Raw genomic sequence first — 21,654 nt, 5'->3', positions numbered from 1 at the left:
CCTCGTGATTGTTGTTGTCGAGTCGCTGATGGGTTCGGCGGTACGGCCGCTCAGGTGTTCGCTACCACTGCGCGCGCAACAGCTCGCGCACCCGTGACGACGCCTCGCGGTTCGGCGCGCCGAGACGGCCGCGCAGACCGCTGCCGCCGCCGATGTCCGCGACGGCCTTGTTCAGGCAATCACGCACCCGCTGCAGGTCGTCCGCCGAGGGCTGCTCAATGCTGTCCACCGAAAGGGTTTCCCAGAGCAGGCCGAGGGTCGCGTAGTTGTCGATGTCGTAGGCCATCGGCGGCACCGATTCGGCCAGGGCTTCCAGCTCCTCGACGCTGCGCAGGGTGATGCGCGCCGCGGCGGCCTTGCCCATGGCATGCACCATGACGCCCGGATCGCGCAGGGCGATGATCCGCTGGGCCTGATAGCCGTGGGCGAGAAAGGCACCGGACATGGCCTTGCCCACCAGCAGCGCGATCACCGGGTGCCCGGCCAGCCGTGCGCGGGCATAGCCGTCCACCGCACCGGCCAGCGCCTGGTGAATGCCCAACGCCTCCTCGCGGCGGCCATAGGCCTGGCTCGGCACGTCGACCACGGCAACCACCACACGCTTGTCCGCCTTGTCGCGATCGGCGGCGATCACCTCGTCCAGCGCCTGGCCCAGGGCCCAGCCTTCGAGCAGGCCGACCTCGCCATTGCGCGCGCGCGGGAATGGATTCTCGGCGTCCGGCACCACGGCGATATAGCGGGCGGCGCGCTCACCGAGCGTGCCGTCGACCACCTTCACCGAGGCCGGATAGCCCGCCAGGGCCTGACCGCCGGCCAGGGCTTGCAACCAGTTCAGTCCACGGCTCATTGGGCATCTCCTTCGTAGAGGGCACGCACGGCGGCAGCATCGAGCTGCGTGCGGGTGTCGACGTCGGCCAGGCGCTGGAGGTACCAGGCGTGGCGGCGGCTGCGCGGCTGCAGCGGCTTGCCGAGGGCGAACAGTTCGTGCAGTTGCGCGCGGATGGCGTCGGTGTCGTCGGCCACGTAGGCATCCACCAGACCCGAGGCATAGCGCTGCTCACCGCCGGTCAGGCTCCAGATGAAGGGGCGGTCGCGCGAGTCGTACTCGTCGAGCCCGGCTTCCTGCTCGATCACCTGCGGGCCATTGAGGCCAACGCGGGCTTCGCGGGTGACGACCAGGTAGCTGCACAGCCCGGCGGCGATGGACATGCCGCCGAAGCAGCCGACGGAACCGGCGACCACGCCGATCACCGGCTGGTAGTCGCGCAGCTCGACGATGGCCGCCTGGATTTCGGCGATGGCAGCCAGGCCCAGATTGGCTTCCTGCAGACGCACGCCGCCGGTTTCCAGCAGGAGCACGGCGCGGGTCGGGATGCCGTTGCGGTTGTCTTCAGCAGCCAGTTCCAGCAAGCCTGCGATCTTCGCGCCGCCGACTTCCCCCATGCTGCCGCCCTGGAAGGCGCCTTCGATGGCGGCGATCACCGCCGGCTGGCCGTCAATGGTGCCCTTGGCAACCACCACGCCGTCGTCGGCCTGGGTGACGATGCCCTGCTTCGGCAGCCAGGGCGAGGTGACGCGATCGAACGGATCGAGCAGTTCGCGGAAGCTGCCTTCGTCCAGCAGTGCGCGGGCACGCTGGCGGGCACCGAGTTCGACGAAGCTGCGCGACTCGAGTAAACGGGCCACGGTGTTAGCGGACACATCAGTCATGGCCGACCTCCTCCAGTCCCTGCTCCAGGCGCAGACGCACTACGCCGGGTGTGGCCCCAAAATCGTGAATATCGATGTTCAATGCCGGTGGCGTCTCTCCGCGGAACATCCGCTCGAACAGGCTCTTCCAGCGTTGCTCGGCACCATTGACCGAGGTGACTACCTGGATCGCCAGCTTGCCGGCCTGGCCGGGCTCCAGCAGCACTTCCAGATCGCCCGAGCCGACCACGCCGACCAGGGCCTTGCCACGGGCGGGTTGCCCGGCGGCGAATTCGAAAGACAGGGTTTCCATGTTCAGTTGCTCCCAGTCGGCGCCGGCGCATGCGGCGCCAGACGGTCGAGGAAAAGGGTGGCGGCCAGGAGGTCGGCGGCGCCCCCCGGCGAGGCGTTGAGGGCGAGCATGTCGCGATCGAGCAGGCGCAGCTGGCGACGACCGGCGAGGCTGGCGGCACCGCCGGCTTCGAGCACGGCGCGGGCACCGGCCTGCATGTGGGTCAGCCCTTCAAGACCGGCGCGATGCAGCACGCAGGTGTCGGTCAGGCTGCTCATGATCGCCAGCAGTGCATCGAGCCTGGCGTTCTGCTCGCCGGCGCCGGCGCGGCGACTGGCCAGGAGCTGCGGCAAGCCGTGCTCGATGACTGCGGGAAAGCCGTATTGGGCCTGTTCGCGGGCGCCGAGCACGCCATAGCGACGGCAGACCCGCGCGCCGTGGCTGTCCGGATTGTGCGGCGCGGCCGGGTCGTCCAGCCGCGCCAGGGCGGCCGCGCTGGCGGCGATCCCGCCAGCCGAAGCGCCGCTTTCCAGCATCGCCGCCGCGCTGAGCAGCCCCAGCGCCCAGATCGCGCCGCGATGGGTGTTGACCCCGGCGGTGACGCGCAACATCTCCGCTTCGCCGTCGCGGCCCAGCTGGCCGAGGGTTTCACGCAGCGCCTGGCTGACCCGACCTTCGCGCCGCGCGGCATCGGCCATGGCGGCGAACGCCGGCCACAGCGACTGCGCCGAGGCGTGCATCAGCCCCAGGTGCAGATCGCTGTGCGCGCCACTGCCGCGCCGGTCGACCAGCCCCGGCTTGGGCGACAGGTCGGCCTCGTCGACCAGCGCCTGCACCGCCAGATCGGCCAGGCGCTCGGCCGCGGACGGCGCCTGTCGTGCAATGAGTGCGCTCATCACCAGCTCCTGAACTTGGCAGGCGGGTTGTAGAGGCCGCCGGACCAGTCGACCAGCTCGGCGATGCTCTTGGCCGCCAGCAGCTCGCGGCTGGCGTCGTTGCGGCGGATGCCGAGGTCTTCCGGCAAAGCGATCAACCCTTCGCGGCGCATGCGCTCGGTGTCCTTCGGGTTGTGGCGCAGGCCGATGCTGGTGACGCCGGCGACTGCGGCGATCATCGCCTGGCGCTCCTCCAGCGAGCGGGCCTTGTACAGGTAGGCGATGCCTTCCTCGGTGAGCAGGTGGGTGACGTCGTCGCCGTAGATCATGATCGGCGCCAGCGGCATGCCGCTCTTCTTCGCCACCTCCACCGCGTCGAGCTGCTCGACGAAGGTGGGTTTGCCGCCTTCCTGGAAGGTCTCGACCATCTGCACCACGAGCTTCTTGCCGCGCTCGAGCATGGTCACCGGGGCTTCGCCGCCGGGCATGGCCATGTCCAACCAGGCGGGCGTCGGATGGCGACGGCCGCGCGGATCGTGGCCCATGTTCGGCGCACCGCCGAAACCGGCCAGGCGGCCACGGGTGACAGTGGAGGAATGCCCGTCGCCATCGACCTGCAGCGTTGCACCGATGAACAGGTCCACCGCGTACTGCCCGGCCAGCTGGCACATCATGCGGTTCGAACGCATCGAGCCGTCGCGACCGGTGAAGAACACGTCCGGGCGCTGGGCGATATAGCCCTCCATACCCAGCTCGGTGCCGAAGCAGTGCACGCTCTCGACCCAGCCGGTCTCGATCGCCGGGATCAGCGTCGGGTGCGGGTTGAGCGTCCAGTTGCGGCAGATCTTGCCTTTCAGGCCGAGGGATTCGCCGTAGGTCGGCAGGATCAGCTCGATGGCGGCGGTGTTGAAACCGATGCCGTGGTTGAGCGACTGCACGTTGTGTTTTTCGTAGATGCCGCGGATCGCCATCATCGCCATCAGCACGTGCACCGGCTTGATATGGCGCGGGTCGCGGGTGAACAGCGGCTCGATATAGAACGGCTTGTCGGCCACCACGACGAAATCGACCCAGCTCGCCGGGATATCCACACGCGGCAGCTCGTCGACGATTTCGTTGACCTGAAAGATGACGATGCCATCGCTGAACGCGGTCGGCTCGACCAGCGCCGGGGTGTCTTCGGTGCTCGGCCCGGTGTAGATGTTGCCGTGGCGGTCGGCCTGAAAGCCGGCGACCAGCGCGACGTTGGGGATCAGGTCCACCAAGAGGCGCGAATAGAGTTCGATGTAGGTGTGGATGGCGCCGACTTCCAGCAGGCCGTCTTCGAGCAGCTGGCTGATGCGCAGGCTCTGCGGACCGGCGAAGGAGAAGTCGAGCTTGCGCGCGATCTGCCGCTCGAACAGGTCCAGGTGCTCGGCGCGGCTGACGCTCGGCATGATCATGTGCAGGTCGTGCAGCTTGCCGGGGTCGGCCTTGGCCAGGGAGCGGGAGAGGAAATCCGCCTGCTTCTGGTTGTTGCCCTCGAGCACCACCCGGTCGCCAGGGGCGATCAAGAGTTCCAGGGCCTCGACGATCCGCTCGCTGGGCAGCACCACGCCATCGGCGAGGCTCTGCACCTGATCGAGACGACGGGCTTTTTCAGCGCGACGACGCGACCACTGCGGCGGTGGGGAGATTGTTGTTGTCATGGCGACTCCACAGTTTTTCCGCTTGTGGAGCGCACAGTAGGGACGTGACCGAAGGGTCATCAATCAAGCAGCGGACGCAATCGTTACGCTTGGGTTAACGATATGTCTGGACGGCCGGTTTGCCGGGATGCAGCAGGCGCGGCGCATTGCACGCCACGCCTGCCGGAGCCGATTACTTGTCGCGATCGATGTTGAACGGCGACCAGGCCTGGCGTGTCGGCATCACTTCCAGACGGTTGATATTGATGTGATCCGGCAGGGTGGCGACGTAGAAGATCTGCTCGGCGATGTCCTCGGCGGTCAGCGGCGTGGTGCCGCGGTAGAGCCGATCGCTGGCGTCCTGATCGCCCTTGGTGCGGACCAGGGTGAATTCGGTTTCGGCCATGCCCGGCGCGATGTCGGTGACGCGCACGCCGGTGCCAAGCAGGTCGCAGCGCAGGTTGTAGCCGAACTGCTCGACGAAGGCCTTGGTTGCGCCGTAGACGTGTCCGCCCGGGTACGGCCAGTGGCCGGCCACCGAGCCGATGTTGACGATGCTGGCGCCCTTGCCGGTGGCGATCAGCGTCGGCAGCAGCGCGTGGGTGACGTTGACCAGGCCGGTGATGTTGGTGTCGATCATGGTGTGCCAGTCGGCGAGGTCGACCTGCTGCGCCGGCTGCGGCGCCAGCGCCAGGCCGGCATTGTTGACCAGGCAATCGATCTGGCTGAACCCGGCAGGCAGCTGCTCGACCACCTCCTTCACCGCGCCGGCATGGCGTACGTCGAGGGTGGCGATGTGCACCGGCACCTTCGCCGACAGCTCGGTCTGCAGTTCTTCCAGGCGTTCGCTGCGCCGCCCGGTGAGCACCAGTGCCCAGCCAGCCTCGGCGAAACGGCGGGCGGTGGCGCGGCCGAAGCCGGAGGTGGCGCCGGTGATGAATACGATCTTCTGTTTCATGCTCTTCCTCTTTCTCTTCAATGCCTGACGGTCGCGTAGACGACGCGCCAGCACGGGACGCAATGACGGCGTCCAGCTTAGGGGGCCGCGCCGCGAAGGCAAAGCGCCGCGTGCGCTGATCGCGCGCCAGCCGGCGCCCGCTGCGCTGACCATCGAACCTTCACCGAATGGTCATCGCAGGTTCACGGACGCTTAGCGGGACTGCAACAGAGCCTGACTACCTTCTCGTCTAGACAAGTTGGCCGACCTCCCCGGCCGCGCAGACGAGAGGGCAAGACATGAATGCGGCTATTCGAGTCGAGCGACTGAACAAGACCTTTGCCGGCAAGCAGGCGCTGTTCGACCTGGGTCTGGCGATACAGCCGGGCGAGATGGTGGCGCTGATCGGCGCATCCGGTTCCGGCAAATCCACGCTGTTGCGCCATCTGGCCGGCCTGGCCTGCTGCGACCGCTCCACCGGCGGACGCATCGAGGTGCTCGGCCGCGAGGTGCAGGCCACCGGTCGCCTGCACGGCGAGGTACGCCGCCTGCGCGCCGACATCGGCTACATCTTCCAGCAGTTCAATCTGGTCACCCGCCTCAGCGTGCTGGACAACGTGCTGCTCGGCTTTCTCGGGCGCATGCCGCGCTGGCGCGGATCGCTGGGCATGTTCAGCGACGAGCAGAAACGCCAGGCCATGGCTGCGCTGGAGCGCGTCGGCCTGGCCGAACGCGCCGCGCAGCGCGCCTCGACGCTCTCCGGCGGCCAGCAGCAGCGGGTGGCGATCGCCCGTGCGCTGACCCAGCAGGCCGAGGTGATCCTCGCCGACGAGCCGATCGCCTCGCTCGACCCGGAGTCGGCGCGCAAGGTCATGGAAATCCTCGCCGACATCAACCGCCAGGACGGCAAGACCGTGGTGGTCACCCTGCATCAGGTCGACTACGCCCTGCGCTACTGCTCCCGCGCCGTGGCGCTCAAGGGTGGCCGCATCCATTACGACGGCCCCTCGGCAGCACTCAGCGACCGCCTGCTCAACGACCTCTATGGCGCCGATCTGGACGCCAGCCTGCTGTTCTCCGACCGCGCCCGCAACGCCGAGCCGCGGCCGTTGCAGCTGGTCAACGGCTGACCCGCAGGCCGCCCCGACAACCAACGCCACACCCAAGGAGTGACCTCCATGTTGAAACGCTTCAGCCGCGCCCTCGCCGCCTCCACGCTGCTGGCCGGTGCCCTCGCCGGCGCCACGCTCGGCACGGCCCAGGCCGCCGAGACCATCACCTTCGGCATCATCTCCACCGAGTCCTCGCAGAACCTGCGCAGCATCTGGGACCCCTTCCTCGCCGACATGAGCAAGCAGACCGGCTACGAGGTGAAGGCCTTCTTCGCCCCCGATTACGCCGGGGTGATCCAGGGCATGCGCTTCGACAAGGTCGATCTGGCCTGGTACGGCAACAAGTCGGCGATGGAAGCGGTGGATCGCGCCGGCGGCGAGATCTTCGCCCAGACCGTCGCCGCCAACGGCAGCCCGGGCTACTACAGCCATCTGATCGTGCACAGGGACAGCGCCCTGAACTCGGTCGAGGACGTGCTGAAGAACGCCAAGAGCCTGACCTTCGCCAATGGCGACCCGAACTCCACCTCCGGCTACCTGGTGCCCGGCTACTACGTGTTCGCCAAGAACAAGGTCGACGCCGGCCAGGCTTTCAAGCGCAGCCTCAACGGCAGCCACGAAGTGAACGCGCTGTCGGTGGCGAACAGGCAGGTCGACGTCGGCACCTTCAACAGCGAAGGCATGGAGCGCCTGGAGTTGACCGCGCCGGACAAGGCGGCCCAGCTCAAGGTGATCTGGACCTCACCGCTGATTCCCGCCGACCCGCTGGTGTGGCGCAAGAACCTGAGCGACGAGCAGAAGAACAGGCTGCGCGAGTTCTTCATGAGCTACGGCGCCAAGCCCGCCGAGAAGGAAATCCTCGCCGCGCTGCAGTGGGCACCGTTCCGCGCCTCCGACAACGACCAGCTGTTGCCGATCCGCCAGCTGGAGCTGTTCAAGAAGCGCAGCGAAGTCGCCGCCGACAGCAAGCTCTCCGACAGCGACCGCCAGGCGCAGCTGCAGGGCATCGATCAGGAGCTGGCCAAGCTGGAGCAGCGCATGGCCGAGCGCGAGCAGAAGACCGCGACCGCCAAGGCCAGCTGAGCAACGCCGGGCGTGGCGCGCTGGCGCCACGCCCCCGTCCGTGCCGTTTGTGAGAACCGAACATGACCACTCTGAGCACCACACCGCCGTTGGCGGGCAACGACAAGCGCAGCTGGTTGCGCCTGCTCGGCTGGGGCCTGTGCCTGGCCGTACTGGCCTGGTCCTGGCAGGGCGCGGAGATGAATCCGCTGCTGCTGATTCGTGACAGCGCCAACATGGCGACCTTTGCCGCCGACTTCTTCCCGCCGGACTTCAGCAACTGGCAGCTGTACCTCAAGGAGATGATCACCACGGTGCACATCGCCCTCTGGGGCACCCTGCTGGCGATCGTCTGCGCCATTCCACTGGGCATTCTCAGCTCCGAGAACATCGTGCCCTGGTGGGTCTACCAGCCGGTGCGCCGACTGATGGATGCCTGCCGGTCGATCAACGAGATGGTCTTCGCCATGCTCTTCGTCGTCGCCGTCGGCCTCGGCCCGTTCGCCGGCGTGCTGGCGCTGTGGATCAGCACCACCGGCGTCCTCGCCAAGCTGTTCGCCGAAGCGGTGGAAGCCATCGAGCCGGGCCCGGTGGAAGGCGTGCGTGCCACCGGCGCCAGCGCACTGCAGGAAGTCATCTTCGGGGTGATTCCACAGGTGCTGCCGCTGTGGATCTCCTACTCGCTGTACCGCTTCGAGTCCAACGTGCGCTCGGCCACCGTGGTCGGCATGGTCGGCGCCGGCGGCATCGGCGTGATCCTCTGGGAAGCCATTCGCGGTTTCCAGTTCGGCCAGACCGCTGCCCTGCTGCTGATCATCATCGCCGTGGTCAGCCTGATCGACCTGTGCTCCCAGCGCCTGCGCAAACTCTTCATCTGACGGAGTGGGGCGCTGTGCGCCTCTCGAAAACACCATGCAGTTGTCTAGACAACCCAGCGAACCGCTCTACCTCGAACTGGCCCAGGTGCTGCGTGGCGAGCTGCGCCACTACCGCATCGGCGACTTCCTCCCCGGCGAGATGCAGCTGGCGCGACGCTTCGCGGTCAACCGCCACACCCTGCGCCGCGCCGTCGACGAGCTGATCAACGAAGGCCGCCTGCTGCGCCGTCAGGGCAAGGGCACCCAGGTGCTGCAACGCCCGCTGGTCTATCCGCTGCAGGCCGACAGCGCCTACAGCGATGCGCTGGCGGCGCTTGGCGTGCGCACCGAAGCGCGCCTGCTCGAGCGTCGCCGGCTCAGCGCCAGCGCCGAGGAGGCGCGTCACCTGCAACTGGCCGAGGGCGCCGCGCTGATCGAACTGAGCACCCTGCGCCTGCTCGACGGCGAGCCGGTCAGCCTGATCCGCCACCGCTACTGCGCCAGCCACACCGAGCTGCTCGCCGACTATCAGGGCGGTTCGCTGCGCCGCTACCTCGGCGAACGCGGCCTGCCGCTGACGCGCCGTTTCAGCCTGATCGGCGCGCGCCTGGCCGACCGCGACGAGGCCGCACAGCTGCTGATGCCGCTGCGCATGCCGCTGCTGTCGGTCTTCACCCTGTCCTGCGACGCCAGCGGCCGACCGCTGGAGATCGCCCTCTCGGCCAGCCGTTCCGACCGCTTCCAGTACCAGGTCACCACCTGATGGAGAACCCCATGCCCACCCGCGAACAATCCCCCCGCCAGCGCTGGATGGCCGTGCTGGCCCGCGCCGGCGCTGCCGAACTGGCGCCTTTCGAGAGCGCCCTGCGCGACTGCGCCTACCAGCTGATCCGCCCGGCGGAAATCGGCATGACCCTGGTGCGCGGCCGCATGGGCGGCACCGGCGCGCCGTTCAACCTTGGCGAGATGAGCGTCACCCGCTGCGTGGTGCGCCTGGCCGATGGCAGCACCGGCTACAGCTACCGCGCCGGCCGCGACAAGCGCCAGGCCGAACTCGCCGCCCTCGCCGACGCCCATCTGCAAGGCCCGCAGCAGAGCCGCTGGCTCGCCGAGCTGATCGACCCGCTGGCCGCCGCGCAGGCCCGACGCGCCGCGCAAAAGGCTGCCGAAACCGCCACTACCCGCGTGGAGTTCTTCACGCTGCTGCGAGGAGAAGACTGATGCATCGCGCCCCATCCGACCTGTTGCAGGCCGCCTTCGCCGACCCGGTGCTGGACGCGCAGAAGTGCTTTCGCGCCGCGCTCAAGGCGTTGTCCGAGCCGGGCACGCGCCAGCCGCTGGTCAGCGTCGCCGCCATCGAGCCGCTGCAGGCCGCCAGCTACGCGCTGTGCCTGAGCCTGCTGGATAACGACACGCCGCTGTGGCTGGCGCCGGCCTTCGACACTCCGGCGATCCGCACCAACCTGGCCTTCCACTGTGGCTGCCCGATCGTCGAGGCGCGCGAGGAGGCGATGTTCGCCCTGCTCGACGCTGCGGCACTGGACGACCTCTCCGGCTTCTACGCCGGCAGCGAGCGCTACCCGGACCAGTCCTGCACATTGCTGATCCAGCTGGAACACCTCGACCGCGGCCCGGCGCTGAGCTGGCAGGGTCCGGGCATCGACGGCAGCCGGCTGGTCGGCCTGCCCCTGGCGCCGACGTTCTGGCAGCAGCGCGCCGCACGCAACGATTTCCCGCGCGGGCTGGACGCGCTGTTCTGCGCCGACGGCGAAGTGCTCGGCCTGCCGCGCAGCACCCGCATCGGCGATTCGCTGCAGGAGGTGGCCTGATGTACGTCGCAGTCAAGGGTGGCGAACAGGCCATCGACAACGCCCACGCGCTGCTGGCGAAGAAACGCCGCGGCGACACCGGCATCGCCGAACTCGCCGTCGAGCAGATCCGCCAGCAGCTGCCGCTCGCCGTGGCGCGCGTGATGAGCGAAGGCTCGCTGTACGACGAGGAACTCGCCGCGCTGGCGATCAAGCAGGCCGCCGGCGATCTGATCGAGGCGATCTTCCTCTTGCGCGCCTACCGCACCACGCTGCCGCGCTTTGCCGAAAGCCTGCCGCTGGACACCGGCGCCATGCAGCTCAGCCGGCGCATCTCGGCGACCTTCAAGGACGTGCCCGGCGGCCAGCTGCTCGGCCCGACCTTCGACTACACCCACCGCCTGCTGGATTTCGCCCTGCTCGCCGAAGGCGAGCGCCCCGGCCCGCCGGTGGATGAAAGCGCCATGCTGGGCAACTGCCCGCGGGTACTCGGTCTGCTCGGCGAGGAAGGCCTGATGACGCCGGAAGTCGACCGCGGCGAGCCGGTGCCGGACCTCACCCGCGAGCCGCTGGAGCTGCCGACGAGCCGCGCCGAACGCCTGCAGGCGCTGGCCCGCGGTGACGAGGGCTTTCTCCTGGCGCTGGGTTATTCGACCCAGCGTGGCTACGGCCGCAACCACCCGTTCGCCGGCGAGATCCGCATCGGCACCGCCGAGGTCTGGATCGAGCCGCAGGAGCTGGGCTTTCCGGTCTGCCTCGGCGAGATCGAGCTGACCGAGTGCGAGATGGTCAACCAGTTCGTCGGCGAGAGCGCTGCACAGGCGCAGTTCACCCGCGGCTACGGCCTGGCCTTCGGCTACGCGGAGCGCAAGGCGATGGGCATGGCGCTGGTCGACCGCGCGCTGCGTGCCGGCGAGTACGGCGAGGAGGTGCAGGGCCCGGCGCAGCAGGAGGAATTCGTCCTGATGCACTGCGACAACGTCGAGGCCGCCGGTTTCGTCTCGCACCTGAAACTGCCGCACTACGTCGACTTCCAGTCCGAGCTGGAGCTGATCCGCAAGCTGCGCCAGCCGCAGGCCGAACCGGCCGAGCTAGCCGCCGAGACGCCGGCAAAGGAGAAACGCGCATGAATGCCCAGGCCATTCCCACCCGCGAGGCGGGCTACAACTTCGCCTACCTCGACGAGCAGACCAAGCGCATGATCCGCCGTGCGCTGCTCAAGGCGGTCGCCATACCCGGCTATCAGGTCCCCTTCGGCGGCCGCGAGATGCCGCTGCCCTACGGCTGGGGCACCGGCGGCATGCAGCTGACCGCCGCCATTCTCGGCGCCGACGACGTGCTCAAGGTGATCGACCAGGGCGCCGACGACACCACCAACGCGGTGTCGATCCGCCGTTTCTTCGCCCGCACCGCCGGAGTCGCCACCACCGAACGCACACCCGCGGCGACGGTGATCCAGACCCGCCACCGCATCCCGGAAACCCCGCTCGCCGCCGGGCAGATCATGGTCTATCAGGTGCCGATACCCGAGCCGCTGCGCTTCATCGAGCCGTCGGAAACCGAGACGCGCACCATGCACGCGCTGGGCGACTACGGCGTGATGCACGTGAAGCTCTACGAAGACATCGCCACCTTCGGCCACATCGCCACCAGCTACGCCTACCCGGTGACGGTGGACGGGCGCTACGTGATGGACCCCTCGCCGATTCCCAAATTCGACAACCCCAAGCTGGACCGCAGCCCGGCGCTGATGCTGTTCGGCGCCGGGCGCGAGAAGCGCCTCTACGCCGTGCCGCCGTACACCCGCGTGGTCAGCCTGGATTTCGAGGATCACCCGTTCCAGATCCAGCAGTGGGAGCAGTGCTGCGCCATCTGTGGCAGCGGCGACTCCTACCTCGACGAGCTGATCGTCGACGACGCCGGAAGCAAGCAGTTCGTCTGCTCGGATACCGACTATTGCGCGCAGCGCGCCCAGCAACAGGAGAGCCGCCCATGAGCGCCGCCGAACAACTGCTGCCCGCCGCGGGCGTCGGCACCGAGCCGCTGTTCGCGGTGCGCGACCTGACCCGCCTGTACGGCCCGGACAAGGGCTGCCAGGGTGTGTCCTTCGACCTCTACCCCGGCGAAGTGCTGGGCATCGTCGGCGAGTCCGGCTCCGGCAAGTCCACCCTGCTCTCGCTGCTCTGCGGCCGCTGCCCGCCGGATCGCGGCAGCGTGCAGTACCGCGATGCTGCCGGCGACTGGCTCGACCTCTACGCCGCCAGCGAAGCCGAGCGGCGCACGCTGCTGCGCACCGAATGGGGCTTCGTCGAACAGAACCCGCGCGACGGCCTGCGCATGGGCGTTTCCGCCGGCGCCAACATCGGCGAGCGGCTGATGGCCCAGGGCGTCAGGCATTACGGCCAGCTGCGCGCCGCCGGGCTGGATTGGCTCAAGCAGGTGGAGATCGACCCGGCGCGCATCGACGACCTGCCGCGGACCTTCTCCGGCGGCATGCAGCAGCGCCTGCAGATCGCCCGCAACCTGGTTTCCAGTCCGAAGCTGGTGTTCATGGACGAACCCACCGGCGGCCTCGACGTGTCGGTGCAGGCACGTCTGCTCGACCTCCTGCGCGGGCTGGTGCGCGAGCTGGATCTGGCGGTGGTGATCGTCACCCACGACCTCGCCGTGGCGCGCCTGCTGGCCGACCGGCTGATGGTGATGCGCCGCTCGCGGGTGGTGGAGTCGGGCCTGACCGATCAGATCCTCGACGACCCGCAGCACCCCTACACGCAGCTCTTGGTGTCCTCGGTGCTGCAGCCATGAAGGAATCCGTCATGACGAACCTGATCGAGGTCCGCGACCTCGCCAAGACCTTCACCCTGCACCAGCAGCACGGCGTCAGCCTGCAGGTGCTGCGCGGGCTGAACTTCACCGTCGCCGCCGGCGAGTGCCTGGTGCTGCACGGTCAGTCCGGCGCCGGCAAGTCGACCCTGCTGCGCACGCTGTACGGCAACTACCTGCCCGCCGGCGGCAGCATCCGTATCCGCCATGCCGGCGACTGGCTGGAGCTGGTCGGCGCCGAACCACGCCAGGTACTCGCGGTGCGCCGGCAGACGCTGGGCTACGTCAGCCAGTTCCTGCGGGTGATCCCGCGGGTGCCGGCGCTGGAGGTGGTGATGGAACCGGCGCTGGCGCGCGGCTGGACGCGTGTCGATGCCGAGGCGCGGGCCAAGGCGCTGCTGACCCGGCTGAACATTCCCGAACGGCTCTGGCAGCTGGCCCCCGGCACCTTTTCCGGCGGCGAGCAGCAGCGGGTCAACCTGGCGCGCGGCTTCATGGTGGGCTGGCCGGTGATGCTGCTCGACGAACCCACTGCCTCGCTGGACGAAGCCAACGCCGGCGTGGTGCTGGAACTGATCGGCGAGGCCAGGGCCGCCGGCAGCGCGCTGATCGGCATCTTCCACGACCGCGCGATCCGCGAGGCAGTCGCCGACCGTTACCTGGACATGACGCAGGAGGACCTGGCCCATGCCAGCTGAACAGATACTCAGCAACGCCCGCCTGGTGCTGGCCGATCAGGTGATCCACGGCAGCCTGCTGATCCGCGACGGCCTGATCGCCGATATCAGCGAAGGCGCCAGCAGCCTGCCGCAGGCCCAGGACCTGGGCGGCGACCTGCTGCTGCCGGGGCTGGTGGAACTGCACACCGACAACCTGGAAAAGCACATGAGCCCGCGCCCCGGCGTGGACTGGCCGTCCGCCTCGGCGGTGCTGACCTATGACGCGCAGATCGTCGCCGCCGGCATCACCACGGTGTTCGATGCGCTGTCGATCGGCGACATCAATCCCAAGGGCAAGCGCATGCAGCAGCTCGGCGTGATGCTCGAGGCCATCGCCGAGGCCGAAGCGGCCGGGCAGACCCGCGCCGAACACCGCCTGCACCTGCGCTGCGAAGTCAGCCACCCGCAATGCCTGGAGCTGTTCCGCGAGCTGGTCGAGCAGCCGCTGGTGCAGCTGGTCTCGGTGATGGACCACGCGCCGGGCCAGCGCCAGTTCGCGCGCATGGAGAAGTACCGCGAGTACTACATGGGCAAGTACCATCTGAGTCCGGCGGAGATGGACCGCTTCGTCAGCGAGCAGCTGGCCAACTCGGCGCGGCACAGCGACCAGCAGCGCGCCGCCATCGTCGATATCTGCCGCAGCCGCGACCTGGCGCTGGCCAGCCACGACGATGCGACCCTGGAACACGTAACCGAGTCGGCGGACTACGGCATGGCCATCGCCGAATTCCCGACCACCTTCGAGGCCGCCGAGGCCAGCCACGCACGTGGCCTGAAGGTACTGATGGGCGCACCGAACATCGTCCGTGGCGGCTCGCACTCGGGCAACATCGCCGCTGCCGACCTGGCGCAGCGCGGCGTGCTGGACATCCTCTCCAGCGACTACTACCCGGCCAGCCTGCTGCAGGCCGCGCTGGGCCTGGCCGAGCAGGACAACGGCTACGACCTGCCGCGTGCCATCGCCACCATCAGCCTGGCGCCGGCACGCGCGGCCGGGCTGGATGATCGCGGCGAGATCGCCGTCGGGCTGCGCGCCGACCTGGTCCAGGCGCAGGTGCACAAGGGCCAGCCGGTGATCGGCCAGGTCTGGCGCCAGGGCCGGAGGGTGTTCTGATGCGTCGACCACAGCCTGTCGAGCGCGCCGCCCCTGCAACCGCGGCGAGCTCTATACTGCCCGCCCACCCTCGGCTTTCGACCCTCGGGAGTAACCTGATGCAAGGCCGCCTGATCTACCTGATCGGCCCCTCCGGGGCCGGCAAGGACAGTCTGCTCGACGCTGCACGCGCAGCGCTCGCCGAGCGTGGCGTGCGCATTGCCCGGCGGGTCATCACCCGCTCGGCGGAGGCTATCGGCGAAGCCGCGCACTCGGTGAGCGCCGAAGAGTTCGCACGCCTGGAAGCCGAGCAGGCCTTCGCCCTCGCCTGGCGCGCCAACGGGCTGGCCTACGGCATTCCCGCGGAAATCGACGGCTGGCTGGCGGCCGGCGAGGATGTACTGGTCAATGGCTCGCGTGGTTACCTGCCCGAGGCACGGCGGCGCTACCCGGACCTGCTGGCAGTGCTGCTGACGGTCGAGCAGGACGTGCTGCGCGAGCGCCTGTTGACTCGCGGCCGGGAAACCCCCGAGCAGATCGAGGCGCGTCTGGCACGCAACGCGCTGTTCAGCGGTGAGCTGGACGACTACATCCGCCTGGACAATTCCGCCTCGCTGGCGAGCAGCGTCGAGCGCCTGCTGCAGCTGATCGACGAGCACCGTCAGTGCAACTGACCCTGCTCGGCACCGGTGGCGCCGCCCAGGTGCCGGTGTACAACTGCGCCTGCCCGGCCTGCCACGCCGCACAGCTCGACCCGAGTCGACGCCGCCGTGCCTGCTCGGCGCTGGTGGAATGCGGCGGCCAGCGCTGGCTGCTCGACAGCGGCCTGCCCGATCTCTGCGAGCGTTTCGCCCCGGGCAGCTTCAGCGGCATCCTGCAGACCCACTACCACGCCGATCACGCTCAGGGCCTGCTGCAGCTACGCTGGGGCACCGGGCTGCGCATTCCGGTGCTCGGCCCGGACGACGCAGAAGGCCTGGCCGACCTCTACAAGCACCCCGGCATCCTCGATTTCAGCGAACCCTTCGCCGCCTTCGAGCAGCGCATGCTCGGCACGCTACGGGTCACTGCGCTGCCACTGGTGCATTCGAAACCCACCTTCGGCTATCTGCTGGAAGGCCACGGCCGCAGCATCGCCTACCTCACCGACACCGTCGGCCTGCCGGACCGTACGCGGGAGTTTCTGCAGGACACCGCGCTGGACGTGGTGGTGCTCGATTGTTCGAGCCCGCCGCGCGACACGCCGCCGCGCAACCACAACGACCTGACCCGCGCATTGCAGAGCATCGACGCGTTGCAGCCGGCGCAGGCGGTCCTGACCCATATCGGCCACGAGCTGGATACCTGGTTCATGCAGGCGCCACGGGAGCTGCCGGACAACGTGTGCCTGGCATACGACGGGATGATGCTCTAGCGCTTAGGAGAGAAACCGAGCTTAGCGGCTTCCATCGTCCAGCAGCGGACGAAACACCGAGCCGCCTGCTCGCAACGCGTGGAAACGCTGCGCGGTCTTCCACCCTACCGATGGCGATGGCGATGGCGATGGCGATGGCGATGGCGATGGCGATGGGATCGTAGGGTGGATAACGCGAAGCTTATCCACCATGGGTCCGTTGCATGGCGAAACGTCGGGCAGGGCCTCCGACGCGTGGAAAACGCTTCGCGGTTTTCCACCCTACGGACATGAAGCATGGAGCGGATTCCGGGCTGACGTCGGCTTTAACGCCCCGGCTGCGGACGGAACCCCGGCACGCTGCTCGGGCGGTCGATGCGCGCAGCGGGCATGGTGCAATTGAGATCGCGGAAGGGTCGGCCGTCGAGCTGCTCCCAGCCTTCGCCCGGGGAGGTCTGGCGGCAGATGATGGTGCCGTCGAGCTTGCTCTGCCATTGGTAATAGGGCGCCGGCGCGGCGCTGGCCGCGATGGGCAGGAACAGACTGAAGGCGAGCAGGAAAATGCGCATGGCGGACTTCGGCGGTGCGATGGCGCCACTCTAACCGTTCGGTTGGCCTTGGCAAGCGCCGTCCGGCGCGCTCAGAACCAGACCCGCGCTGCCTCGCGCATGAAGATCTCGACGGTCTTCGGTCCCACTCCTTCGAATTCCTGCAGGCGCCTTTCCACCCCGCGGCGTGTCTCACCAAGCTCGCGCAGGCGACTCAGGCTGCCGTCGTACTCGCTTTCCAGCTTGTCGCAGAGCTTCAGCAGCCGCGCTGCAGTGGACTCGTCGTAACGCACGTAGCGCGCCTGGCCGAGCAGCTGCACCAGCCGGCGATGACCAGAGCGGCGCAGCCTGTCCGGCGTGTCCAGCTTGTTGAGATCGACCACCACCCGATAGGCCCCGGCGGCAATGTCGCGCTGGATGCGCTTGCCGAACAGAAAGCTGGCGACGAACCACTTGAACAGCTCGGCTTCGCCCTGCATCACGTCGATGCCCAGATCCTTTGCCGCTATTTCCGTCATGCGCCCTCCCGTCATCGTCGGACATTCGAAGGCTGCGCGGCGCCAGGGTTCGCCGGGGCATGAGCGAGATCCCGCCTATCAGATCCTCGCCATAGGCGGATTCTTGCCTACGAGCGCCGAGAGCGGCGCCATCACCCGCGGCCCAGAGCCTCCACGGCAGCTGGCACGGCTTCTGCTAATGGCAATGTGCTCGATGCGATTCCAACGACAAGAAGAGCTGCCTGCGATATCACCCGTCCGGGACCTCCCGGCGCCATCGCCCATCTGCTTGTTCGACCGGCGCGTTCGCTGAATGCGGCATCGTCTATCGTCAACATGCTGCGTCAACCAATAAAAACGAAACGGAGATCCACCATGAGACTGACCAAACGCCTGGGCCTGCTCGCTGCCGCTGCGGCCTTCACCGCCAGCACCGCGGCCGTCGCTGCACCGACCTTCATCAACATCCTCACCGGCGGCACCAGCGGCGTGTACTACCCGATCGGCGTGGCCCTGTCGCAGCAGTACAACAAGATCGACGGCGCCAAGACTTCGGTACAGGCCACCAAGGCCTCGGTAGAAAACCTCAACCTGCTGCAGGCCGGTCGCGGTGAGCTGGCCTTCTCCCTGGGTGACTCGGTGGAAGATGCCTGGAACGGTGTCGAGGACGCCGGCTTCAAGGCCCCGCTCAAGCGCCTGCGCGCCATCGCCGGCACCTACAACAACTACATCCAGATCGTCGCCAGCGCCGAATCCGGCATCAAGACCCTGGACGACCTGAAAGGCAAGCGCATCTCCGTCGGCGCGCCGAAGTCCGGCACCGAGCTCAACGCCCGCGCGATCTTCAAGGCCGCCGGCCTGGACTATAAGGACATGGGCCGCGTCGAATTCCTGCCCTACGCCGAGTCGGTCGAGCTGATCAAGAACCGCCAGCTGGACGCCACCCTGCAGTCTTCGGGCCTGGGCATGGCTGCCATCCGCGATCTGGCCAGCACCATGCCGGTGACCTTCGTCGAGATCCCGGCCGACGTGGTCGAGAAGATCGAGAGCGACGCCTACCTGGCGGGCGTGATTCCGGCCGGCACCTATGACGGTCAGGACGCCGACGTCCCCACCGTGGCCATCACCAATATCCTGGTGACCCACGAGAAGGTCTCCGATGAGGTGGCTTACCAGATGACCAAGCTGATGTTCGACAACCTGGCCGCCCTGGGCAACGCCCACTCCGCCGCCAAGGACATCAAGCTGGAAAACGCCACCCAGAACCTGCCGATCCCGCTGCACCCGGGTGCCGAGCGCTTCTACAAGGAAGCCGGGGTTCTCAAGTAACCCAGCGCTGAACGACGGGCTGAGCGGGCCGTAGCGCCTGCTCCAGCCCGCTCCTTGTAGCAGCAGGCTTGCCCGCGTTGCCTCGTTGGCAAGCCTGCTTCTACAGGCATCCCCTTGCAGTGAGAGAGTGATACCCATGAGCGAAAGCCAAGGGCTGCATGCCAGCCCCAGCGAATGGCCGAGGGCGCTGTTCTATGTCGCCCTGCTGTTCTCCATCTATCAGATCGTCACCGCCGCCTTCCACCCGGTGTCCAGCCAGGTGCTGCGCGCCGGTCACGTCGGCTTCCTGTTGCTGCTGGTGTTTCTCTGCTACCCGGCACGCGGCAACGGCAAGCCGTTCCAGCCAGTGGCCTGGGTGCTTGGCCTGGCCGGTTTCGCCACCTTCTTCTACCAGTGGTATTTCGAGGCGGACCTGATCCAGCGCTCCGGCGACATGACCACCACCGACATGGTGGTCGGCCTGACGCTGATCGTGCTGGTGTTCGAGGCCGCACGCCGCGTCATGGGCATCGCCCTGCCGATCATCTGCGGGCTGTTCCTCGCCTACGGCCTGTTCGGCGAGTACCTGCCCGGTGATCTCGCGCACCGCGGCTATTACCTCGACCAGATCGTCAACCAGCTGTCGTTCGGCACCGAAGGCCTGTACGGCACGCCGACCTACGTTTCGGCGACCTACATCTTCCTGTTCATCCTGTTCGGCTCGTTCCTCGAGCAGGCGGGGATGATCAAGCTGTTCACCGACTTCGCCATGGGCCTGTTCGGCCACAAGCTGGGCGGCCCGGCCAAGGTGTCGGTGGTGTCCTCGGCATTGATGGGCACCATCACCGGTTCCGGCGTCGCCAACGTGGTCACCACCGGCCAGTTCACCATCCCGCTGATGAAGCGCTTCGGCTATCGCCCGGCCTTCGCCGGCGGCGTCGAGGCCACGTCCTCGATGGGCAGCCAGATCATGCCGCCGGTGATGGGCGCGGTGGCCTTCATCATGGCCGAGACCATCAACGTGCCCTTCGTCGAGATCGCCAAGGCCGCGCTGATTCCGGCGCTGCTGTACTTTGGCTCGGTGTTCTGGATGGTCCACCTGGAAGCCAAGCGCGCCGGCCTCAAGGGCCTGCCGAAGGACGAATGCCCGAGTGCCATGGCTGCGGTGAAGGAGCGCTGGTACCTGCTGATTCCGCTGGTGGTCCTGGTCTGGCTGCTGTTCTCCGGGCGCACGCCGATGTTCGCCGGCACCATTGGCCTGTCGCTGACGGCCATCGTCATCCTCGGCTCGGCGATCATCCTCAAGGTGTCGTCGTTCGGCCTGCGCATCGCCTTCTGGATCGCCCTCGGCCTGCTCTGCGCCGGGTTCTTCCAGCTCGGCATCGGGGTGATCTTCGGCGTCATCGCCGCGCTGGTGGTGGTGTGCTGGTTCATCAAGGGCGGCCGCGACACCCTGGTCATCTGCCTGCACGCGCTGGTCGAAGGCGCACGCCATGCGGTGCCGGTGGGGATCGCCTGCGCCCTGGTCGGCGTGATCATCGGCGTGGTTTCGCTGACCGGCGTGGCCTCGACCTTCGCCGGCTACATCCTGGCCGTCGGCGAGAACAACCTGTTCCTTTCGCTGCTGCTGACCATGCTGACCTGCCTGGTGCTGGGCATGGGCATCCCGACGATCCCGAACTACATCATCACCAGCTCGATCGCCGCGCCGGCACTGCTCGACCTGGGCGTGCCGCTGATCGTCTCGCACATGTTCGTCTTCTACTTCGGCATCATGGCCGACCTCACCCCGCCGGTGGCGCTGGCGTGCTTTGCCGCCGCGCCGATCGCCAAGGAGAGGGGCCTGAAGATCAGCATGTGGGCCATCCGTATCGCCATCGCCGGTTTCATCGTGCCGTTCATGGCGGTGTACAACCCGGCGCTGATGATGCAGGGCGGCGACTGGGGCGCCACGCTGTACATGCTGTTCAAGGCGGCCTTCGCCGTCGGCCTGTGGGGCGCCGTGTTCACCGGTTACCTGCAACGGCCCATGGCGCTTTGGGAGAAGGTCCTCGCCTTCGCTGCGGCCGCCTCGATGGTGCTGGCGATGCCGATCAGCGATGAAATCGGCTTTGGCCTGGGCGCGCTGTTCCTTATCCAGCACTTCTGGCGCGCCCGTCGCGCCGAGCCGGCGGCGGCGTGATCGGTCTGTGCCTGGGGCTGGCAGGCGTGGTGTGGGCCGAAGTGCCCACCCCCGCCTTCACCCTGGCGTGGAATCACACCATCGAGAAGATCCGCTGGGAAGAGGATTACCGCGTGACGCCGGACGGGCTGCTGCTCGGCGAAGCGCGGGTCAAGGGTTCTGGTGCCGGGATGGAAATCCCGGATGACGCCGAACTGCGCGACGGGGCCTGGCACTACCAGCGCCAGATGCCTGCGTTGCCACTCCTGCGCCTGGGGCGAACCCCCGAGGCAGGGGATTACCAACTGTGTTTTGACCAGCGTTGCCACGCCATGAGCGAATGGCTCGGCCCGCCACAAGCGGACCAGCCGGCGCTGGAAGTCTGGGGCTGTACCGTGCAAACGGCGAGTGTCGGGAACGATTGACCGGCTAGCCGGTGATCGTTGAGGAGGGGTGTTCGCGCAGGCGGCACCCCTTTTTCTTTGGTCCTTCGATTGGTTCGAGGAAGTAACTGCAGCGATGGCTGGACTGGATGGATGCACGCTCAGATCGCATAACTATTTCCGAGCTGCTTGGAAGCTTAGTTTCGCCCTGCTGGGCGACCCACTTTTTCCAGTCGCGCCTGCCCGGCCGGGAAAAAAGTAGGCAAAAACGCTGGCCCCTCCATCCGGACTGGGCGTCCCCGGTTCGCTGCGCTCGACTTCCCTCATTCCATCGCCGCTCCGGGGGCCGGCGTACAAGGGCCATCCATGGCCCTTTATCGCGGGGACGCCTAGTCCTCTCGCGGCATCCATGCCGCTCGCTCCCCTACGC

Annotated in this window: 24 protein-coding genes; 16 read left to right on the top strand and 8 right to left on the bottom strand. The window is 67.8% G+C overall.

Annotated features, from left to right (window positions below; all coding sequences use genetic code 11):
- Positions 1-61: 61 nt before the first annotated feature.
- From mdcE to EA798_RS00475, 6 genes are all read right to left on the bottom strand, one after another.
- Positions 62-847, bottom strand: a complete 786-nt coding sequence (gene mdcE, locus EA798_RS00500) for a biotin-independent malonate decarboxylase subunit gamma (RefSeq protein WP_122097700.1) — start codon at positions 845-847, stop codon at positions 62-64.
- Entirely contained in the window at positions 844-1,710 is an 867-nt protein-coding gene (locus EA798_RS00495; protein ID WP_013984460.1) for a biotin-independent malonate decarboxylase subunit beta, read from the bottom strand. Before EA798_RS00495 ends, mdcE begins: the two co-directional genes overlap by 4 nt.
- The gene (locus EA798_RS00490; protein WP_110778703.1) at positions 1,703-2,002 is read right to left on the bottom strand and encodes a malonate decarboxylase subunit delta; all 300 of its coding nucleotides are present in this window, start codon (positions 2,000-2,002) and stop codon (positions 1,703-1,705) included. Before EA798_RS00490 ends, EA798_RS00495 begins: the two co-directional genes overlap by 8 nt.
- A gap of 2 nt (positions 2,003-2,004) precedes the next feature.
- A complete protein-coding gene (locus EA798_RS00485) occupies positions 2,005-2,877 on the bottom strand; it encodes a triphosphoribosyl-dephospho-CoA synthase (protein WP_122097699.1) in 873 nt (290 codons plus the stop codon).
- Positions 2,877-4,544, bottom strand: a complete 1,668-nt coding sequence (gene mdcA, locus EA798_RS00480; protein ID WP_122097698.1) for a malonate decarboxylase subunit alpha — start codon at positions 4,542-4,544, stop codon at positions 2,877-2,879. Before mdcA ends, EA798_RS00485 begins: the two co-directional genes overlap by 1 nt.
- 172 nt (positions 4,545-4,716) lie before the next feature.
- Positions 4,717-5,481 (bottom strand): SDR family oxidoreductase, encoded by a 765-nt coding sequence (locus tag EA798_RS00475; RefSeq protein WP_122097697.1) that lies wholly within the window; start codon positions 5,479-5,481, stop codon positions 4,717-4,719.
- A 278-nt stretch (positions 5,482-5,759) separates the two neighbouring features.
- Here EA798_RS00475 and phnC point away from each other — a divergent pair, with 278 nt between their 5' ends.
- The 13 genes from phnC to phnP all read left to right on the top strand — a co-directional run bounded on the left by phnC (position 5,760) and on the right by phnP (position 16,348).
- Positions 5,760-6,590: a phosphonate ABC transporter ATP-binding protein gene (phnC, locus tag EA798_RS00470; protein ID WP_122097696.1), complete on the top strand. Its 831-nt coding sequence runs from the start codon at positions 5,760-5,762 to the stop codon at positions 6,588-6,590.
- Between the two features lie 48 nt (positions 6,591-6,638).
- Positions 6,639-7,655, top strand: coding sequence for a phosphonate ABC transporter substrate-binding protein (gene phnD / locus EA798_RS00465; RefSeq protein WP_122097695.1), 1,017 nt, complete (start codon positions 6,639-6,641; stop codon positions 7,653-7,655).
- A gap of 62 nt (positions 7,656-7,717) precedes the next feature.
- Positions 7,718-8,512, top strand: a complete 795-nt coding sequence (gene phnE, locus EA798_RS00460; protein WP_015275125.1) for a phosphonate ABC transporter, permease protein PhnE — start codon at positions 7,718-7,720, stop codon at positions 8,510-8,512.
- Positions 8,513-8,546: 34 nt separating this feature from the next.
- Positions 8,547-9,254 (top strand): phosphonate metabolism transcriptional regulator PhnF, encoded by a 708-nt coding sequence (gene phnF / locus EA798_RS00455; RefSeq protein ID WP_122097694.1) that lies wholly within the window; start codon positions 8,547-8,549, stop codon positions 9,252-9,254.
- An 11-nt stretch (positions 9,255-9,265) separates the two neighbouring features.
- Complete coding sequence (phnG, locus tag EA798_RS00450; protein WP_122097693.1) at positions 9,266-9,712, top strand: phosphonate C-P lyase system protein PhnG; 447 nt, start codon at positions 9,266-9,268, stop codon at positions 9,710-9,712.
- On the top strand, positions 9,712-10,320 hold the full coding sequence (phnH, locus tag EA798_RS00445; RefSeq protein ID WP_122097692.1) for a phosphonate C-P lyase system protein PhnH: 609 nt from the start codon (positions 9,712-9,714) through the stop codon (positions 10,318-10,320). The genes phnG and phnH overlap by 1 nt, the downstream gene beginning before the upstream one ends.
- A complete protein-coding gene (locus tag EA798_RS00440; RefSeq protein ID WP_122097691.1) occupies positions 10,320-11,429 on the top strand; it encodes a carbon-phosphorus lyase complex subunit in 1,110 nt (369 codons plus the stop codon). Before phnH ends, EA798_RS00440 begins: the two co-directional genes overlap by 1 nt.
- Complete coding sequence (locus tag EA798_RS00435) at positions 11,426-12,295, top strand: alpha-D-ribose 1-methylphosphonate 5-phosphate C-P-lyase PhnJ (protein ID WP_122097690.1); 870 nt, start codon at positions 11,426-11,428, stop codon at positions 12,293-12,295. The genes EA798_RS00440 and EA798_RS00435 overlap by 4 nt, the downstream gene beginning before the upstream one ends.
- Positions 12,292-13,104: a phosphonate C-P lyase system protein PhnK gene (gene phnK, locus EA798_RS00430; RefSeq protein WP_122097689.1), complete on the top strand. Its 813-nt coding sequence runs from the start codon at positions 12,292-12,294 to the stop codon at positions 13,102-13,104. The genes EA798_RS00435 and phnK overlap by 4 nt, the downstream gene beginning before the upstream one ends.
- An 11-nt stretch (positions 13,105-13,115) precedes the next feature.
- Positions 13,116-13,820 (top strand): phosphonate C-P lyase system protein PhnL, encoded by a 705-nt coding sequence (phnL, locus tag EA798_RS00425; RefSeq protein WP_122097688.1) that lies wholly within the window; start codon positions 13,116-13,118, stop codon positions 13,818-13,820.
- Entirely contained in the window at positions 13,810-14,955 is a 1,146-nt protein-coding gene (locus EA798_RS00420) for an alpha-D-ribose 1-methylphosphonate 5-triphosphate diphosphatase (protein ID WP_122097687.1), read from the top strand. Before phnL ends, EA798_RS00420 begins: the two co-directional genes overlap by 11 nt.
- 98 nt (positions 14,956-15,053) lie before the next feature.
- On the top strand, positions 15,054-15,608 hold the full coding sequence (phnN, locus tag EA798_RS00415; RefSeq protein ID WP_122097686.1) for a phosphonate metabolism protein/1,5-bisphosphokinase (PRPP-forming) PhnN: 555 nt from the start codon (positions 15,054-15,056) through the stop codon (positions 15,606-15,608).
- A complete protein-coding gene (gene phnP / locus EA798_RS00410; protein WP_122097685.1) occupies positions 15,599-16,348 on the top strand; it encodes a phosphonate metabolism protein PhnP in 750 nt (249 codons plus the stop codon). The genes phnN and phnP overlap by 10 nt, the downstream gene beginning before the upstream one ends.
- 305 nt (positions 16,349-16,653) lie before the next feature.
- Here the strand turns inward: phnP and EA798_RS00405 are convergent, their stop codons facing one another.
- Together EA798_RS00405 and EA798_RS00400 are read right to left on the bottom strand one after the other, a co-directional pair.
- Positions 16,654-16,896, bottom strand: a complete 243-nt coding sequence (locus EA798_RS00405; RefSeq protein ID WP_122097684.1) for a hypothetical protein — start codon at positions 16,894-16,896, stop codon at positions 16,654-16,656.
- A 71-nt stretch (positions 16,897-16,967) separates the two neighbouring features.
- Entirely contained in the window at positions 16,968-17,393 is a 426-nt protein-coding gene (locus EA798_RS00400) for a DNA methylase (RefSeq protein ID WP_122097683.1), read from the bottom strand.
- A gap of 354 nt (positions 17,394-17,747) precedes the next feature.
- Between EA798_RS00400 and EA798_RS00395 the strand changes: the two genes are divergently transcribed.
- From EA798_RS00395 to EA798_RS00385, 3 genes are all read left to right on the top strand, one after another.
- Complete coding sequence (locus EA798_RS00395; protein ID WP_122097682.1) at positions 17,748-18,701, top strand: TAXI family TRAP transporter solute-binding subunit; 954 nt, start codon at positions 17,748-17,750, stop codon at positions 18,699-18,701.
- A gap of 136 nt (positions 18,702-18,837) precedes the next feature.
- A complete protein-coding gene (locus EA798_RS00390) occupies positions 18,838-20,862 on the top strand; it encodes a TRAP transporter permease (protein WP_122097681.1) in 2,025 nt (674 codons plus the stop codon).
- Positions 20,859-21,266, top strand: a complete 408-nt coding sequence (locus tag EA798_RS00385) for a DUF1850 domain-containing protein (protein WP_017244207.1) — start codon at positions 20,859-20,861, stop codon at positions 21,264-21,266. The genes EA798_RS00390 and EA798_RS00385 overlap by 4 nt, the downstream gene beginning before the upstream one ends.
- Positions 21,267-21,654: the final 388 nt, after the last annotated feature.

This window comes from Pseudomonas songnenensis (assembly GCF_003696315.1).
GTDB lineage: Bacteria > Pseudomonadota > Gammaproteobacteria > Pseudomonadales > Pseudomonadaceae > Stutzerimonas > Stutzerimonas songnenensis.
This window is presented reverse-complemented; position numbering and strand designations above follow the sequence as displayed.